This is a genomic window from Nonomuraea sp. NPDC050540 (genome assembly GCF_044457485.1).
Taxonomy (GTDB): domain Bacteria; phylum Actinomycetota; class Actinomycetes; order Streptosporangiales; family Streptosporangiaceae; genus Nonomuraea.
The window spans coordinates 496628-513928 of the sequence record NZ_JBITHA010000005.1 but is presented as its reverse complement, the minus strand read 5'-3'; the positions used below and the strand labels follow the sequence as shown (position 1 = coordinate 513928).

Annotated in this window: 15 protein-coding genes; 4 read left to right on the top strand and 11 right to left on the bottom strand. The window is 71.1% G+C overall.

Annotated features, from left to right (window positions below):
* Positions 1–24: 24 nt before the first annotated feature.
* Entirely contained in the window at positions 25–1866 is a 1842-nt protein-coding gene (gene dnaG, locus ACIBI5_RS20325; RefSeq protein WP_397248835.1) for a DNA primase, read from the bottom strand.
* Between the two features lie 337 nt (positions 1867–2203).
* Here dnaG and ACIBI5_RS20320 point away from each other — a divergent pair, with 337 nt between their 5' ends.
* Complete coding sequence (locus tag ACIBI5_RS20320) at positions 2204–3061, top strand: M23 family metallopeptidase (RefSeq protein WP_397249149.1); 858 nt, start codon at positions 2204–2206, stop codon at positions 3059–3061.
* On the opposite strand, the gene ACIBI5_RS20315 is transcribed toward ACIBI5_RS20320, so the two are convergent.
* From ACIBI5_RS20315 to ppdK, 3 genes are all read right to left on the bottom strand, one after another.
* A complete protein-coding gene (locus ACIBI5_RS20315) occupies positions 3021–4184 on the bottom strand; it encodes an NAD(P)/FAD-dependent oxidoreductase (RefSeq protein WP_397248833.1) in 1164 nt (387 codons plus the stop codon). The genes ACIBI5_RS20320 and ACIBI5_RS20315 overlap by 41 nt on opposite strands.
* Positions 4185–4211: 27 nt before the next feature.
* Positions 4212–5429: a deoxyguanosinetriphosphate triphosphohydrolase gene (locus ACIBI5_RS20310; protein WP_397248831.1), complete on the bottom strand. Its 1218-nt coding sequence runs from the start codon at positions 5427–5429 to the stop codon at positions 4212–4214.
* A gap of 118 nt (positions 5430–5547) precedes the next feature.
* Entirely contained in the window at positions 5548–8181 is a 2634-nt protein-coding gene (gene ppdK / locus ACIBI5_RS20305) for a pyruvate, phosphate dikinase (protein WP_397248829.1), read from the bottom strand.
* 231 nt (positions 8182–8412) lie between these two features.
* Between ppdK and ACIBI5_RS20300 the strand changes: the two genes are divergently transcribed.
* Both ACIBI5_RS20300 and ACIBI5_RS20295 read left to right on the top strand, forming a co-directional pair.
* Positions 8413–9738, top strand: coding sequence for a cytochrome bc complex cytochrome b subunit (locus ACIBI5_RS20300; protein WP_397248827.1), 1326 nt, complete (start codon positions 8413–8415; stop codon positions 9736–9738).
* 13 nt (positions 9739–9751) lie between these two features.
* On the top strand, positions 9752–10171 hold the full coding sequence (locus ACIBI5_RS20295) for a septum formation family protein (protein WP_397248825.1): 420 nt from the start codon (positions 9752–9754) through the stop codon (positions 10169–10171).
* Here ACIBI5_RS20295 and ACIBI5_RS20290 read toward each other — a convergent pair.
* The 7 genes from ACIBI5_RS20290 to ACIBI5_RS20260 all read right to left on the bottom strand — a co-directional run bounded on the left by ACIBI5_RS20290 (position 10168) and on the right by ACIBI5_RS20260 (position 15963).
* Positions 10168–11337, bottom strand: coding sequence for a sensor histidine kinase (locus ACIBI5_RS20290; RefSeq protein ID WP_397248823.1), 1170 nt, complete (start codon positions 11335–11337; stop codon positions 10168–10170). The two genes, ACIBI5_RS20295 and ACIBI5_RS20290, sit on opposite strands and share 4 nt — an antisense overlap.
* Positions 11334–11996, bottom strand: coding sequence for a response regulator transcription factor (locus tag ACIBI5_RS20285; protein WP_397248821.1), 663 nt, complete (start codon positions 11994–11996; stop codon positions 11334–11336). The genes ACIBI5_RS20290 and ACIBI5_RS20285 overlap by 4 nt, the downstream gene beginning before the upstream one ends.
* 5 nt (positions 11997–12001) lie before the next feature.
* A complete protein-coding gene (locus ACIBI5_RS20280; protein ID WP_397248819.1) occupies positions 12002–12796 on the bottom strand; it encodes a S1C family serine protease in 795 nt (264 codons plus the stop codon).
* Between the two features lie 65 nt (positions 12797–12861).
* Complete coding sequence (locus ACIBI5_RS20275) at positions 12862–13803, bottom strand: VWA domain-containing protein (RefSeq protein ID WP_397248817.1); 942 nt, start codon at positions 13801–13803, stop codon at positions 12862–12864.
* A complete protein-coding gene (locus ACIBI5_RS20270) occupies positions 13800–14744 on the bottom strand; it encodes a DUF58 domain-containing protein (protein ID WP_397248815.1) in 945 nt (314 codons plus the stop codon). The genes ACIBI5_RS20275 and ACIBI5_RS20270 overlap by 4 nt, the downstream gene beginning before the upstream one ends.
* The gene (locus ACIBI5_RS20265; RefSeq protein WP_397248813.1) at positions 14741–15769 is read right to left on the bottom strand and encodes an AAA family ATPase; all 1029 of its coding nucleotides are present in this window, start codon (positions 15767–15769) and stop codon (positions 14741–14743) included. The genes ACIBI5_RS20270 and ACIBI5_RS20265 overlap by 4 nt, the downstream gene beginning before the upstream one ends.
* A complete protein-coding gene (locus ACIBI5_RS20260; RefSeq protein ID WP_397248811.1) occupies positions 15766–15963 on the bottom strand; it encodes a hypothetical protein in 198 nt (65 codons plus the stop codon). Before ACIBI5_RS20260 ends, ACIBI5_RS20265 begins: the two co-directional genes overlap by 4 nt.
* A 339-nt stretch (positions 15964–16302) precedes the next feature.
* Here ACIBI5_RS20260 and ACIBI5_RS20255 point away from each other — a divergent pair, with 339 nt between their 5' ends.
* Complete coding sequence (locus tag ACIBI5_RS20255; RefSeq protein ID WP_397248809.1) at positions 16303–17226, top strand: dienelactone hydrolase family protein; 924 nt, start codon at positions 16303–16305, stop codon at positions 17224–17226.
* Positions 17227–17301: the final 75 nt, after the last annotated feature.

Here is a 17301-nt window from a genome sequence, read left to right as displayed (position 1 = left end):
CGATCCTGACGTTCACCCGCCGGGTCAGCTGCCGGCGGCGCGGTCGCGCAGGACGCGGCGCTGTTGTTCGAGGGCGACCAGTTCGCCGAACATCCGGTTGTACTCCTGCTGCTCCTCCACCGGGTTGAGCCGCTGGATCCGCGCCTTGACCTGGGCGATGGCCCGGTCGACCGCGACCGCCTCGATGGCGGCCAGCATCGCCGCGCCGTACCTCTCCTCGACGTGCGCCTCGGCCCGGATGACCTCGACGGCGAAGCGCGTCACCAGCCCGCGCGCGGCCTCGTCGGGCGCGTGCTCCAGCAGGCGGTCGACCCACTCGCGCCCGCCGAACCCGGCCGCCGCCACACCGCCCGCCGCGACGATCACGCCGTGGAGCAGCACGTGGTCGGCCCCGGTGAACGCCGCCGGGTCGAGCGCGTCGAAGCGCGGCCCGAGCAGCGCCGGACGCTGGATGGCCAGCTTGAGCAGCTCGCCCTCGACCCGCACGTTCGGGTCGATCGGCGCCTCCCGCCGCGCCCGCTGCGGACGCCCCTGCTGCGCGCCGCCGACCTCGGCGATGCGCTGCATGACGAAGCGCTCGTCCATGAAACCGAGCCACCGGTCGAGGTCGATCGCGTAGCGCTTGCGCAGGCCGACGTCCTTGATCCCGGCCACGATCGGCGCCGCCGCGTCCAGCGCCGCGATCTTGCCCTCGTTGCTGCGCAGGTCGTAGCGGGCGATGGTGGAGCGGATCGCGAACTGGAAGAGCGGTTCCCTGCTGGCGATCAGGTCGCGTACCGCCGCGTCGCCCTGCTTGATCCGCAGATCGCAGGGGTCGAGGCCGTCGGGCTGGATGGCGACATAGGTCTGGGTCACGAACTTCTGCTCGTCCGCGAACGCCCGCAGCGCCGCCTTCTGCCCCGCAGCGTCACCGTCGAAGGTGAAGATCACCTCACCGGTGGCGGCCGACTGGTCGAGCAGGAAGCGCCGCAGCACCTTGATGTGCTCTTCGCCGAACGCCGTCCCGCAGGTGGCCACGGCCGTGGGCACACCGGCGAGGTGGCAGGCCATCACGTCGGTGTAGCCCTCGACGATGACGGCCTGCGAACGCTTGGAGATCTCCTTCTTGGACAGGTCGATGCCGTAGAGCACCTGGGACTTCTTGTAGAGCGGTGAATCAGGGGTGTTGAGGTACTTGGGGCCGTCGTCGGCCTCGATCAGCTTGCGCGCCCCGAACCCGATGACATCGCCCGTGGCATCGCGAATGGGCCAGATCAACCGCCCGCGGAAGCGGTCGATGGGCCCCCGCCGCCCTTCCTTGGCCAGCCCGCCCTTGACGATCTCCTCCGCCGTGAAGCCCCGCCCCATCAGGTGCCGGGTCAGCGCCTCCCATTCGTTGGGCGCGTACCCCACGCCGAAGAGCTCGGCGTCGGCCCGCTCGAACCCCCGCTCCGACAGGAACTTCCGGCCCGGCGCCGCGTCCGGCGACAGCAGCCTGTCGCGGTAGAACTCCGCCGCCGCCTTGTGCGCCTCGATCAGCCGGGCCCGCTCCCCGTGATCGCGCTTGGGCACGTAGCCGCCCTGCTCGTACTGGAGCGTGATCCCGGCTCGCGCGGCCAGCCGCTCCACCGCCTCGCTGAACGGCAGGTGCTCGGTCTTCTCCACGAAGGTGATCACATCGCCACCTTCTGAGCAGCCGAAGCAGTAGTACATGCCGCGCTCGGGGGTGACGTTGAAGGACGGGCTCTTCTCGTCATGGAAGGGGCAGAGGCCCTTGAGATTGCCTCCGCCGGCGTTGCGCAACTGGATGTGCTCGCCGATCACCTCGGCGATGGGGGAGCGCTCACGAACGAGTGCGATGTCGACATCACGGATCCGGCCAGCCACGCGGCAGAGTCTATTGCGACCCACCGACACAATCGCCGCCGCATGCGCAACGGGCTTCATTGATCAAGGCATGGAGATGCACGTGCCACTCCACGCGTGCCGTCCATCCTGGCGGCAGGTGGTCCGCAAGAGGCGAGGACGGGCGAGCGGAGTGGGCGGCTCGCCCGTAAAGTGGGGTCCGGGTGCATCCTGGGAGATACCATCCGGATCCGCGCGAAGCGTGGCCCCAGAGATAGGCGCAGCCCCAAGCCCTTTCGGGCAAACAGGTGATGCGGGAGCTCCCGGTCGGCTACAAAGGGAACGGTTGTCGTTGGATACGGTGACACGGGTGGAGATCATGCGATCGGGGCTTTTGGGGCGTTGCGCCGCCGCTGCGGGGGCATTGCTGGTCAGCGCGGGTTGTGCGCAGGGTGCCGGTGTCGCCGGGGTCAGCGCCAGCGCGCCCGCCACCGTCACCCCTTCCGCCACCCCACAGGTCACCGGCACCATTCCGCCCAAGGAGCCGCAGGCCCGGCCCCAAGGCGATGAGCCCGTCAAGGTGCCGCCGCCCAAGATGTCCAAGTACGAATACGTCTTCCCCGTGAAGGGCTGCCGGACCACGTACCAGCGGCAGCTGCTCGTCCTTCCCAAGACCACGATCTGGGCCGCCCAGGGGTGCTCTTTCGTCGCCCCCATCGGCGGGACGATCGACGAGGTCAACACCAAGAACCGCTGGCGCCCCTCCACCGACAAGGGCGCCGACCGCGAAGGCAGGTTCGTCACGCTCATCGGCGACGACGGCGTCCGCTACCTGGGCGGCCACCTCGACAGCGTCACCGAGGGCCTCGCCCCCGGCACCAAGGTCAAGGCGGGCCAGGTCCTCGGCCAGGTCGGCAAGTCGGGCAACGCCCGCGACACCGGCGCGAACCTGTACTTCGCCATCTCCTGGAAGACCGGCCCCGCCTACTGGTGGGTACGCCGCGGCATGGTCGAACCCTGGACGTACCTGGACGCGTGGGCCGAGGGCAACAAGACCTACTCCCCCCGCGACGCCGCCTTCGGCCTGCGTAAGAAGCTGGGCGAGACACCGCCCTGCCAGGTGCAGTGCAAGTCGAAGAAGGCGCCGCAGTCGACCAACGACACGAAGAAGCCGAAGGACGAGGAGCCGCCGGTCGTCATCGGTGACCCGACGACAACTCCTGCGAGTCGACCTTGACCCCTGACCTGATGAGGTCCTGGATGTCGCCGACGACGTCCCACACGTTGACGTTCATCCCGGCGACGACCCGGCCGTCGCGCAGCCAGTAGGCGATGAACTCCAGCTCGCCGACGTCACCGCGGAAGACGACCTCGTCGTAGCCCTGGATGTCGCCGGAGAACTCCATCCCGATCTCGAACTGGTCGCTGAAGAAGTACGGCACGCGGTCGTACACCACGTCCTGCCCGAGCATGGAGCGCGCCGCCGCCGGGCCGCCGTTCAGGGCGTTGGCCCAGTGCTCGACGCGCAGCCTGCGGCCGTACAGCGGGTTGAAGGACTCCGCCACGTCACCGGCGGCGTACACGTCGGGGTCGGAGGTGCGCAGCGCGGCGTCGGTCAGGATGCCGTCGGCGACGTCGAGCCCGGCGTCCACGGCCAGGCCGGTGTCGGGCGTGGCTCCGATGCCGACGAGGACGAGGTCGGCTTCGAGTCGTTCGCCGCTGCTGAGCCGTACCCCCGTCTGCGTGATCTCCGCGACGGGCGTGCCGAGGCGCAGGTCGACGCCGTTGCGGCGGTGCACGCTCGCGAAGACCTCGCCGAGTTCCGGCCCGAGCACGCGGTGCAGCGGCGTGGGCTCGGGCTCGACGATCGTCACCTGGCAGCCGGCGGCGCGGGCCGCGGCCGTGGTCTCCAGGCCGATCCAGCCGGCGCCGACGACGAGCACCCGTCCGCCGCGGGCGAAGCGCTCTTTGAGCGCCTCGCTGTCCTGCACGGTGCGCAGGTAGCGTGCGGGCCCCGGCAGCCGCCGGGGGCTGGATCCGGTCGCGATGAGCAGTTTCTGGTACGGCTGCCGCGACCCGTCGGACAGCCTGACGGTGCGGCTTCCGAGGTCCAGCCGGGTGGCCCGGAGGCCGAGGCGCAGGTCGATATCGTGCTCCGCGTACCAGCCGGCGGCGTGGACGAAGATCTTTTCTCTTTCGCTCTTGCCCTGCAGAAAGCCCTTGGACAGGGGCGGGCGTTCGTAGGGCCGTTCCGTTTCCGCGCCGATGAGGACGATCTCGCCGTCGAAGCCCTCTTCGCGCAGCGTCTGCGCCGCCTTGGCCCCAGCAAGCCCGGCACCGACGATCACAAATGTGGCCATGGGGGCAGTATCCGCCCCCGCAGGTCGTCAGGAAAGTCGCCGGTGCCAGGCGACGGCTGAAGTGTCGGTGAGAGAGGCGATCTGGTCGATGACGACACGCACGCGCGCGGCGTCGTCCTCGGCCTTGAGGTAGGCGGGGCGGAAGGCGGGTTCGAGCGTACGGGGCGCGCCGAGCGTGATGAGGGAGGCCAGCTCGGCGATGAGCTCGCGCTGCCGGGCCTGATTGGCGTGGTGGTCGTCGCGGGTCATCACGTAGTGGGCGGTGACGCCTTTGAGCAGCGCGCATTCGAGCCGGGTGTCTTCGGGCACGACGAGGTCGGCGCGGTGGCGCGGGCCGTACGCGCCGATGGTGGCGCTCTGCGCGGAACGGCAGAATCGTCCGATGAGACCGCTGGTGAGGGCTTTGAGGCCGGCCAGGTCGGCCAGGGTGGCGGCGAACGTCCGCGGCCAGAGCGGGTCGGCGATGAACTTGGCGAAGACCTCTTCGAGCCGGCCGGGGTCGGCGTCGCGGGCGTACCAGAGGCGGGTGACCTCGCAGACCTGGCGGCGCTCCTCGGCCGACTGGAGGGCTTCCGGGGTGACGTATCCGGCGTGCAGCGCGTCTTCGAGGTCGTGGACGGAGTAGGCGACGTCGTCGGCCCAGTCCATGATCTGCGCCTCGAAGCTGACGCGGCCCTCGGGGGCGCCGTCGCGGATCCACGCGAAGACCGGCAGGTCGTCCTGGTAGACGCCGAACTTGGGGGACTTGTCGCAGGTCCAGGGGTACTTGATGGAGGCGTCGAGCGCGGCTCTGGTCAGGTTGAGCCCGGCGCTCTCGCCCGACTCCGTGAGGACCTTGGCCTCCAGGCGGGTGAGCAGGCGCAGGCTCTGGGCGTTGCCCTCGAAGCCGCCGCACGAGGGGGCGAGGGCGTTGAGCGCGACCTCGCCGTTGTGCCCGAACGGCGGATGCCCGAGGTCGTGCGCCAGGCAGGCGGTCTCCACGAGGTCGGGGTCGACGCCCAGGGTGGCGCCCATCTCCCGTCCGACCTGGGCGCACTCCAGCGAATGCGTCAGCCGCGTACGCGGGATGTGCTGGCCGACGCCCAGCGTCTCTCCGGGGCCGACGACCTGGGTCTTGGCCGCGAGGCGGCGCAGGGCGGCGCTGTGGAGCACGCGGGCCCGGTCCCGCCCGAACGGGCTGCGCTCGGGGTTGCCGGGTGGCTCCGGCACCCAGCGCTCCTGGTCATGCTGGTCATAGCGGGACATAAGAACGGTGAGTCTACTCCTGTCCACCCAACCCCTCCTGTGCTGGGAGTACTGCCCCGGTGACCACCTCCCTACGCGTGGATGAAGCGCCAGGCCGCCCGGCCTGGCGCCCGTGCCGTCAGCGGGTGTCGGAGTCGTTGTGCGTCAGTACGGCCCGGCCGGCCTCCAGGCGGGCGACCGGGATGCGGAAGGGCGAGCAGGAGACGTAGTCGAGCCCGGCCTCGTGGCAGAAGTGGACCGAGTCGGGGTCGCCGCCGTGTTCGCCGCAGATGCCGAGCTTGAGGCCGGGCCGGGTGGCCCTGCCCTCCTCGACGGCGATGCGGACCAGGCGGCCGACGCCGTCGCGGTCGAGGGTCTCGAACGGGGAGACGCCGAAGATGCCGAGCTCCAGGTAGCGGGAGAAGAAGGCGGCTTCGACGTCGTCGCGGGAGAAGCCCCAGGTCATCTGAGTGAGGTCGTTGGTTCCGAAGGAGAAGAACTCGGCGGCCTCGGCGACCTGCCCGGCGGTGAGCGCGGCGCGCGGGGTCTCGATCATGGTGCCGACGAGGGCGTCCACGCCGGTCGCCTGGAGGATCTTGACCGCCTCCTCGCGGACCGCCTCCAGCTCCTGGACGGCGGCCACGAGCGGGATCATGATCTCCGGGCGGGCACCGGGCACCTCGCGGGCGGCTTCGGCGATGGCCCGGACCTGCATGGCGAACAGGCCGGGGATGACCAGGCCGAGCCGTACCCCTCGAAGGCCCAGCATGGGGTTCTGCTCGTGCAGTCTCTTGACGGCTGCCAGCAGCGCGCGGTCCTTGTCCGTGGCCTCGCCCGTGGCGGCCTTGACCGAGAGGGCGACGAGGTCGGGCAGGAACTCGTGCAGGGGCGGGTCGATGAGGCGAATGGTGACAGGAAGACCCTCCATAGCCCGAAAAATGCCGATGAAGTCGGATTTCTGGTGTGGCTCCAGCGCGTCCAGCGCCGCCTGCCGCTCCTCCTTGGAGGTGGCCAGCACGAGGTCCTCGACGAGCTGACGGCGCTCGCCCAGAAACATGTGCTCGGTACGGCACAGCCCGATCCCCTGGGCGCCGAAGCGGCGCGCCCTGGCCGAGTCCTCGGCGTTGTCGGCGTTGGCCCGCACCCCGAGCCGGCGTACCGAATCGGCGTGCGCCATGATCCGGTCCACCGCCTTCACCAGCTCGTCCTGCGGTTGTGCGCCCTCGAAGTACTCCACCACCACCGAGTCGACGACCGGCACCTCACCGAGGAACACCTCCCCGGTGCTGCCGTCGATCGAGATGACCTCGCCCTCGCGCACCTCGACGCCGCCCGGGGCGGTGAAGCGCTTCTGCGAGGCGGAGACCTCCAATTCCTCCGCGCCGCAGACACACGTCTTGCCCATGCCACGGGCGACCACGGCGGCGTGGGAGGTCTTGCCGCCGCGCGAGGTGAGCACGCCGCGGGCGGCGATCATCCCGGACAGGTCGTCGGGGTTGGTCTCGCGGCGGACGAGGATGACGTCCTCGCCCTGCCCTGCCAGTTCGACCGCGCGCTCGGAGGTGAAGACGGCCTTGCCGACGGCGGCGCCGGGCGAGGCGTTCATGCCCTTGGTGATCTTCTGGCGCCCGCCGTCCTTGGCGAAGCGGGGGAACATCAGCTGCGCGAGCTGGTCGCCGCTCACCCGGGTGACGGCCTCGTCGAGCGTGATGAGGCCCTGGTCGACGAGCTGGACGGCGATGCGGAAGGCGGCGGCCGCCGTGCGCTTGCCGACCCGGGTCTGCAGCATCCACAGCTTGCCGCGCTCGATCGTGAACTCGATGTCGCACAGGTCGCGGTAGTGCGTCTCCAGGGTCTCCATGATCGACAGGAGCTCGTCGTAGGAGCGCTTGTCGATGTGCTCCAGATCCTGCAGGGGGACGGTGTTGCGGATGCCGGCGACGACGTCCTCGCCCTGGGCGTTCTGGAGGTAGTCGCCGTAGATGCCCTGGCGGCCGGAGCCGGGGTCGCGGGTGAAGGCGACGCCGGTGCCGGAGTCGTCGCCGAGGTTGCCGAAGACCATGGCGACGATGTTCACCGCGGTGCCGAGGTCGGCGGGGATACGTTCCTGGCGGCGGTAGAGGACGGCGCGGGGCGCGTTCCACGAGTCGAAGACGGCCATGACGGCCAGGCGCATCTGCTCCCGGGGGTCGGCGGGGAAGTCCTTGCCGGTCTGCTCGCGCACGATGCCCTTGTAGGTCTCGACGAGCCCCTGGAGCTCCTGCGCGGTGAGGTCGGTGTCCTGGCGGCCGTTCTTGAGCTCTTCCAGCGCGTGCTCGAACAGTTCGCCGTCGATGTCCTGGACGGTCTTGCCGAACATCTGGATGAGCCTGCGGTAGGAGTCCCAGGCGAAGCGGTCGTTGCCGCCCGCCTGCTTGGTCAGACCGTGGACGGATTCGTCGTTGAGCCCGATGTTGAGGACGGTCTCCATCATGCCGGGCATGGAGAACTTGGCGCCCGAGCGCACGCTGACGAGCAGCGGGTCGTCGGCCTGGCCGAGCTTCTTGCCCATGGCGCTCTCAAGCGCGCTCAGGTGGTCGGCGATCTCCCGCTCCAGCCCCTCGGGGACGGAGCCTTCCGCCAGGTAGTGGCGGCACGCCTCGCTGGTGATCGTGAACCCGGGGGGAACCGGCAGCCCGAGGTTGGTCATCTCGGCGAGGTTGGCTCCCTTGCCGCCGAGCAGGTCCTTGAGATCCCTGTTGCCCTCGGTGAAATCGTAAACGAACTTGGCCACCACAGCTCCAATCAACGCCTCTGCCTTGGACTGTACCGGCGAAAAAGATGATGAAACTGCACACGTCGGTTAAGTCACTGTTTCCCCAGCTCAATGGCCGTCATGAGGTCTAATCCAATTAAAACTCTAGTCTCCTGGAAATTGGTTTATACCAATTGGTTTAAACCAATTCTTGAGAAAGCCGTGGGGTAGGAGGAGAATGAGGGACGACCCCCTGACCGGGAGGCGCCGATGGTCACCCCCACCACCAAGCCGACGCGCCGCGCGCGCCTGACCGCCGGATCGGCGCGGGCCGCGGCCGGCAGCGCCCGCTACCTCGACGACCGGCTCGGCACCGGCCGCTGGCTGGCACCCAACCTGCGCAAACTCTTCCCCACCCACTGGTCGTTCCTGCTGGGCGAGTTCGCGCTCTACTCCTTCGTCCTGCTCGTGCTGACCGGCACGTTCCTCACGTTCTTCTACAAGCCGGAGGCGGGCGCGGCGTTCGAGTCGGTGCGCGAGCTCAGCGTGGACGTGCGCGGCGGGCTGCTCATCCGGCAGATGCACCACTGGTCGGCGACGATCTTCGTGCTGGCGATCGTGGCCCACATGTTCCGCGTCTTCTTCACCGGGGCGTTCAGGAAGCCGCGTGAGCTGACGTGGGTGCTGGGGGCGCTGCTGTTCGGGCTGGCGCTGTTCGAGGCGTTCCTCGGGGTGACGCTGCCGGCCAACCAGCTCGGGATGTCCGGGCTGCGCGAGACCCAGGGCCTGCTGCTGTCGATCCCGCTGGTCGGCACGTACCTGTCGTCCTTCGTCTTCGACGGCCCCTTCCCCGGCCAGGTGATCCCGCGCGCGTTCGTCGCCCACGTCCTGCTGGTCCCCGGCCTCCTGCTGGCGCTGGTGCCGCTGCACGCGCTGGTGCTGACCTGGCGGCAGAAGCACACCGAGCACCACGGCGAGGGCCGCCGGGTCACCGGGGTGCCGTTCTTCCCCGCCTTCTCCCTCAAGCAGGGCATCACCTCGCTGGGCACGTTCACGGTCATCACCGCGCTGGCCACGCTCGTCATCGTCAACCCCGTCTGGACCGCCGCGCAGGCCTACCGGGCCGGCGCCGCGCCGCCGTCGGCGCAGCCGTTCTGGTACTACGGCGTGCTCGAAGGCATGCTGCGCCTGCTGCCGCCGTGGGAGTTCACGATCGCGGGCTTCACCTTCGCCGCCGGGCTCTGGATCCCGATGCTCGTCCTCGGCGGCTTCTTCACGGCCCTGCTGTTCTGGCCGTTCATCGAGCGCCGCTTCACCGGTGACCGCGCCTACCACCAGGTCGTGCAACGCCCCGCCGCCGCGCCCGTACGGACCGCGCTGGGTGTCGCGGTCGTCGTCTTCTTCACCGTCATCTGGTCGGCGACCTGGTTCACCACCGACCTCACCGCCGGCCCGCCCCTGCTCGCCGTCCCCGCCGAGCTCTATCCGGCCCTCCTGTACGGCTTACGCGCCGCCGTCATCGTCCTGCCCGGCGTGGCGTACGCGCTCACGTTATGGCTGTGCAAAAGGCGATATCGCGATGTGATCTCCGAATGACACGCTGCCCTGCGTGCGATCCCTGTTAGCCGCGGCGGCGCTGCTGGCGGCCACCGCCTGCTCCGCCTCCACCACACCACCGTCGGCCAGTCCACAACGTGCCCATGCTGCCGAATTGCGGACCGGTGACTGTTTCGACGAGATTGCCCAGGATGGCTCTGCCACTCCGGTCCCGTGCGAGAACCCTCACGCCTACGAACTGGCGGGGGTCTGGGTGCTGCCCGACGAACCGTGGCCGGGAGAGGAAGAGGTGATCACCCGGGCGACGGAGGGCTGTGAGGAGAAGGTAAAGATCAAAAAAGAGTTCCAGGACACGGTGACCTGGACCGCCTTCAGCCCGACCCAGGAGACCTGGCCCAAGCAACGGACCGCCTACTGCGTCGCCCTGTCGGTCGAGGAGGGCGTCAAGCTCACCGGCCACGTGCTCGGCTAGGTGAACGGGTTCCCGGCGGGGACCACGGTGCCCGCGCCGCCCAGCGGCGGGAACCACAGCACGAACGTCGCTCCAGCGCCGAGCCGGGAGAAGACCGCGACCCTGCCCCCATGCGACTCCACGATCTGCCGGACGATGGCCAGGCCCAGGCCCGTGTGCCGGTCGCGGCGGCTGCTCTCGCCCCGCCAGAACCGGTCGAAGACCCTCGGCTGGTCCTCCTCCGCCAGGCCGGGGCCGTCGTCGGCGACCGCGGTCCAGAGCCAGCCGTCCTCCCGGCCCGCCGCCACCCGGACCCGGCCGTCGGGAGGCGAGAGCCGTACCGCGTTCGACAGGAGGTTGGCCACGGCGCGGCGCAGCGCGTCGTGGTCGCCGCTCATCGCGAGGTCCTGTTCCAGCCGGCGGGTCAGTGTGAGGCCGCGGGCGTCGGCCAGCGCGGCGTACTCCTCGCTGGCCTCCTGCACCACGCGGCCCAGGTCGAGGTCGGCGTCGGCGAAGGCGGCGCCCTGGCGTCTGGCGCTGGCCAGCAGGTCCTCGACCAGGCGGGTCATGCGGGTCGTGGCGCGGTCGACGACGGCGACCGCGCGGGTGCGCTCCTCGTCGCTGGCGTCGGGGGTGGCGAGGACGGCGTCCACGTTGGCCCGGATGATCGTGAGCGGGCTGCGCAGCTCGTGCGAGGCGTCGTCGATGAGCCTGCGCTGGGCGCTGAAGGCGGACTCCAGCCGGTCCAGCATGGTGTCCACGGTGTCGGCCAGGTCGCGCAGTTCGTCGCGCGGGCCGTTCAGCCGGATGCGCCGGGTCAGGTCGGTGGCCTGGATCTCCTCGGTCGTGCGCGTGATGGCCCGCACCGGGCGCAGTACGCGGCCGGACAGCACCCAGCCGATGCCGAGGCCGGCCAGGAACAGCGCGCCGAGCGTCACCAGTGAGTAGTCGCGCAGCGTGGCCAGGGTCCTGACGTTGATCGCGTTCTCGACCTCCTCGACGAACACGACCTCCTCCTTGCCCACGTACTCGCCGCCCCGGTAGGCCTTGGCGTACTCGGTGGTGTAGGGGCGCTGGTCCGTGGTCGTGGAGATGCCCCAGTAGATGCCGCCCAGCACCAGCGCGGCCAGCACGAACAGCAACCCCGAGTACAACACCGTCAGCCGGAACCGGATCGTGTGGATCATGCCGGCTCCTTCAGCCGGTAGCCCCTGCTGATGACGGTCTCGATGAGGCCGTCCTCCTGGAGCTTGCGCCGCAGGTTGCCGACCGTCACCCGGACGGTGTTGGTGAACGGGTCGGCGTGCTCGTCCCAGACGTGCTCCAGCAGTTCCTCCGAGGAGACGACGTGCCCCGGCCTGGTCATGAGGTAGTGGAGCACGCCGTACTCCTTGGGGGTGAGCGCGAGCGCGCGGCCGCCCAGCGACACCTCCATCCTGGCCGTGTCGATCCGCAGCTGCCCGACTTCCAGGACGGAGGTGCCGCCGGTGTCTCTGCGCAGGAGCGCGCGCACTCTGGCCAGCAGTTCGGGGAAGGCGAAGGGTTTGACGAGGTAGTCGTCGGCGCCTTCGTCGAGCCCGCGGACCCGGTCGTCGAGCCGGTCGCGGGCGGTCACCATGATGACCCGCACGCTCTTGCCCGCCGCCCGGATCTCCCTGCAGACCTGGAAGCCGTCGCCGCCGGGCAGGTTCAGGTCGAGCAGCACCAGGTCGTACGTGTTGACCTGGAGCTTCTCGTGCGCGACGGGCGCGTCCAGAGCCACGTCCACGGCATATCCGGCGCGGGCCAGGCCGACGCGCAGCGCGTCGACCAGGTCCTCTTCGTCTTCGACGACCAACAAGCGCATATTTCCTAGTCTCTGATGATTTGTTCGGCTATGGGAGCTGCGCGATCGATAGGGATCGCGAAGCCGATGCCGATGTTGCCGCCGCCCCGGCTCGACGCGATCGCCGTGTTCACCCCGACGACCTCGCCGCGGGCGTTGACCAGCGGGCCGCCGGAGTTGCCGGGATTGATGGAGGCGTCGGTCTGCACCGCGCTGCGGGAGGTGCCGCCCAGCCGTACCCGGCGGTCGAGGGCGCTGACGATGCCCGAGGTCACCGTGCCCGACAGGCCCAGCGGCGAGCCGATCGCCAGCACCTGGTCACCGACCGCCAGGTCGGCCGAACGGCCCAAGGTGGCGGGCGCGAGCCCAGTGACGCCCGCCACCTCCAGCACCGCCAGATCCTCGTCCTGATCAGCACCCAGGACTCTGGCGGAGAACCTGCGGCCGTCGTTCAGCACCACGCTCACCGTGCTCGCCTCGCCGACGACGTGCGCGTTGGTGATGATGTGGCCGGCCCCGTCCACGATGAAGCCGGAACCGCCGCCCCGGCCGACGTCGATCGAGACCACGCTCGGCAGCAGCCGCGCCGCCGTACCGGACAGTCCCGTCGTGTTGGGCGCGGCGGGGGCCGCGCGGGGCAGCGTGACCGGCGCAGGACCCGTCGCCAGCCCCGCGCCGGCGAACCCGGCCACCGCCCCGGTCAGCCCGGCGACGAGCACCGCGCCGAGCAACAGCGCTCCCCTGCGAGGAGCCCGCCCAGCCGGTACGCCTCCCGCGTCCTCCACCCCCGCCCCCTCGGCCGCCGCCTCCCCGAATGCCATGTGACCCGGCGACGGCGAGACGAAGTCGGGCCCACGCGGCGTCCCCAGCCCTCTGCGCGTCCCGGTCATGGCAGCCTCGAGAACCAGATCATGGACCCGACGGCCGCGAGCAGCGCCGCCACCAGGCCCGCCGCCACGAACCACATCCAGATCTCCTGCCGTTCCGTCCGGTAGCCGACCGAGGTGCCGATGTCCTCGTACACGGCCTGCAGTTCGTCGCCGCTGGCCGCCTCGTAGAAGCCGCCGCCCGCGGCTCCCGCCAGCTCACGCAGCGCCGGGCCGTCCACGGGCACCGGGACCCGGCTGCCCTGCAGCTCGACGGTGCCGCCCGGCGTGCCGTACGCGATGGTCGTGACCGGGACGCCGCGCGCGGCGGCCTGCCCGGCGGCCTCGCGGATCCCGCGCCCGGTGGTGTTGGAGCCGTCCGACAGCAGGACGATGTGCGCGGGCGGCGGTTCCGCCTCGCGGTCCACGCCGGCGATGGCCTCCAGCGAGGAGTGGACCGCGTCGCCGATCGCGGTGCCCGAGGAGGTGGTCAGGCGGTCCAGCGCGTTGAAGACAGCCTGCCGGTCCGTGGTCGGCGGCACCGCCACCGACGCCTCCGACGAGAACGTCACCAGCCCGAGGTTGAAGCGCTCCGGCAGCCCGCGCACGAACTGCGTCGCCGCCGCCCGCGCCGCCGTGAACCGGTCGGGGGCCACGTCCGTGGCGCCCATCGAGGCCGACACGTCGAACGCCACCATGATCGTGGCCCGTTCCCTGGGCACCTGCACCTCCGCCGTGGGCCGGGCGAAGCCGACCACGAGCAGCGCGAACATCCCCAGCAGCGCCCCGGCCGGAACGTGCCGCCGCCAGCGCGGGCGCTTCGGGGCCACCTTGTCCAGCAGGTCGAGGTTGGTGAAGCGGACGGCGTAGGCGCTGCGCCGTACCGACATCAGGACGTAGGCGAGCGCGAGCAGCGCGACCGGCACGAGCAACCACAGCCAGACCGGAGAGATCAGCGTCATGCGGCGCCGCCCCCTCCCTGCCCGGACCCACGCGCGCCCAGCTGGGCCAGCCGGCGCCGGCGCAGCACGTGCTCCACCAGGTCGCGCACCCAGTCGCCGTCGGTGCGCAGCCGCAGGTGCGCGGCGCGGGCCCGGCGCAGCGCCGTCTCGATCCCGGCCCGCTGCCCGGCGGCGGCCTCGGCGTAGCGGCGGCGCAGCCGGGCGCCGGCCGTCGCGTACTCGCGCCGCCGGCCCGTCTCCGGGTCCATCAGCGTGAGCAGCCCCACGTCGGGCAGCGCGAGCTCGCGCGGGTCCAGCACCTCGACCGCGAGCACCTGATGGCGTACGGCCAGCCGCCGCAACTCCGGCTCCCACGTCTCCGGCGGGTCCAGGAAGTCGGACACCACCACGACCAGCCCGCGCCGCACCACGGTTCGGCCCAGCCGACGCGCCGCAGTACCCAGGGCGGCGGCCTTCGTCCCCGGCCTGGCCCGCGGCATCGTGAAGATCTCCTGCAGCAGCGCCATCAGGTGCGGCCGGCCGGTCCTGGCGGGCAGCGCCCTGAGGCCGGAGCCGTGCAGGAGGTGGGCGCCGATCCGGTTGCCGGTCCGCTGGGTCAGGAACCCGATCGCGGCCGTCGCGGCCAGGGCCAGGTCCCGTTTCTCCATCGCGGCGGTGCCGAAGTCCATGCTGGCGCTGGCGTCCAGCAGTACCCACAGCTCCAGCTCACGGTCGGCGACCACGTCGCGTACGTGCGGCTCGGCGGTGCGCGCGGTCACGTTCCAGTCGATCCGCCGCACGTCGTCACCCGCCTGGTACGGCCGCGCCTCGGCGAGCTCACTTCCCGGACCGGGCAGCAGGCCGAGATGGTCGCCCTGCAGCAGGCCGTCGAGCCGCCGGGTGATCGTCAGCTCCAGGCGGCGCAGCGCGGGCTCGGCCCGCTCGTACCCGTGAAGGTTCATGCCGCCGACTCCCCCCGCCCGAGCGCCGCGAGGCCCGTCTGCGGGGCGATCACCGGCGTCGGGACCGCCGCCAGGACGCGGTCCACCAGCTGACGGGGCGTGACCCCCTCGGCCAGCGCGTCGAACGACAGCACCAGCCGGTGCGCCATCACGTCGTGCGCCACGTCCCTGACGTCCTCCGGCAGGACGTACTCCCTGCCGCGCAGCAGGGCCAGCGCGCGACCGGCCGCCAGCAGGCCCAGCGTGGCGCGCGGGCTGGCGCCGAAGGCCAGCATCCGCTCCACGTCGGGTACGGCGTAGCGGGCCGGAGCCCGGGTGGCGTAGACGAGGCGGACCGCGTACTCGGCGACCGCGTGGTGCACGAACACCCGGTGGGCGCGCCGCTGCAGCGCGATCACCCGGGCCGGGTCCAGGATCGCCCGCGCCCGCGGCGGGTCCACGCTCATGCGATAGACGATCGCCAGCTCCTCCGATTCGCTGGGATAGCCCACGTCGATCTTCATGAGGAACCGGTCCCGCTGCGCCTCGGGCAGGTGGTAGACGCCTTCCGACTCGATGGGGTTCTGGGTGGCCAGCACCAGGAACGGCGCGGGCACCGGGTGCGTGACGCCGCCGATGCTCACCTGCCGCTCGGCCATGATCTCCAGCAGGGCCGACTGCACCTTGGCCGGGGCGCGGTTGATCTCGTCGGCCAGCAGCAGGTTGGCCATGACCGGGCCGAGTTCGATGTCGAAGCTCTCGGTGGAGGGGCGGTAGATCCGGGTGCCGACGATGTCCGACGGGACCAGGTCGGGCGTGAACTGGATCCTGGCGAACGTGCCGCCCACCACCCGGGCCGTCGTCTCGGCGGCGAGCGTCTTGGCGATGCCGGGGACGCCTTCGAGCAGGCAGTGGCCACGCGCCAGCACCGCCACGAGCAGGCGCTCGACCATGTGGTCCTGGCCGACGATCACCCGCTTGACGGCGAAGAGCGCGCTCTCCAGCAGGGCGGTGTCCTCCCGGGCATCGTCCGGCGCCTGGGTCACGGCTGGACCTTGCCGTCGGGGCAGTCGTTCAGCACGAGCCTGAGCTCGATCGGTGCGGGTGCGGGGGCGGCGGCGTGGGCGGCGCCGGTGGTGGCCAGGACCGCCCCACCGGCCAGCGCCAGCGCCGCCAGGCGTGGCAGGCGTGCCCGCCGGGCCCCGGAAGCATCGGCCGGACGCGATATGCGAAGCGACATGCTGTTCCTTTCGCGGGATGGGCATCAGGACGACTCCCGATGTCATCGCCCATGTCACCAAGCACCCGCGAAAGCTGCCGTAACGCACACCTTTATACGATTTTTCGCCTGACAGGCCCCCTAGAGGGCTATATCCCGCGCCGATCCCCTTGTACGGAGAAGACAGGACGACCCACCGCCGGCGCAACGGCCTCGCCGGACCCTTGCGGCTCGTCCCAAGCTCTGCGGGTTGTCCCGAGCTTGGCGCTTGCCTCGACCCTTGAGGCCCATCCCGAGCTTTGAGGATTGCCCGGCGCGGCCTTTATCTGAGCTTTCGGTGGCCCGGCGTACGGTCCGGACATGATGTCACCCTTCAAGCGGTATCTCGCGGAAGAGGTGGCCCTCGACCACGCCGAGGGACTCATCCCGCGCCGCGAGGCCCTGAGGCGGCTGGGCCTGCTCGGGCTCACCCTGCCCGCCGCCGGCGCGCTGCTGACCGCCTGCGGCGCCGACCCGCCCACCGGCACACCGGCCACCGGCATGACCCCGGCCCCGACGCGCGCGCAGCCGAGTCCCTCGGGGACACCCGTCGGCCCCTCTCCCCTGCCGACCGAGGCCATCACGTTCCCCGGCCCGCAGGGCGTGGCCCTCCAGGGCGCCTGGGCGGCGGCCGCGAGCCCCAAAGGCGCGGTCCTGGTCATCCACGAGAACCGCGGTCTCAACGACCACACCCGATCCGTCGCCGGGCGCCTGGCCGCGAGCGGCTACTCCGCGCTCGCCCTCGACCTGCTCTCCCGCGACGGCGGCACCGCCTCCTTCACCGACACCGCGCAGGCCACCGCCAAGCTGGGCGAGATCACGCCGGAGCGGTTCGTCGCCGACATGAAGGCCGCGCTGGGCGAGCTCCAGAACCGGGCGAAGGGCGCCAAACTGGGCATGGTCGGCTTCTGCTTCGGCGGCGGCATGACCTGGCTGCTGCTGTCGTCGGCCGAGCCGCGCCTGGCCGCCGCGGTCCCGTTCTACGGCCCGCTGCCCGCGGGCGCCGACATGACCGGCACGAAGGCCGCCGTCCTCGGCGTCTACGCCGAGCAGGACGACCGGGTCAACGCCACCCGCGACGCCGCGCGGGCGGCCCTGGAGAAGGCCGGTCTCACGCACGAGATCGCCACGTTCGAGGGCGCCGGGCACGCGTTCTTCAACGACACCGGCCAGCGCTTCAACCCCGCGGCCGCGGCGCGGGCGTGGGATCGGCTGCTCGGCTGGTTCGGCAGCCACCTCAGCTGAGGGACGTCACCCGGCCCGGTCGAGTAGCCGCCGCCTCCCGCGGCCGGGTGACCAGCACGAAGTCCGAAAACCGCG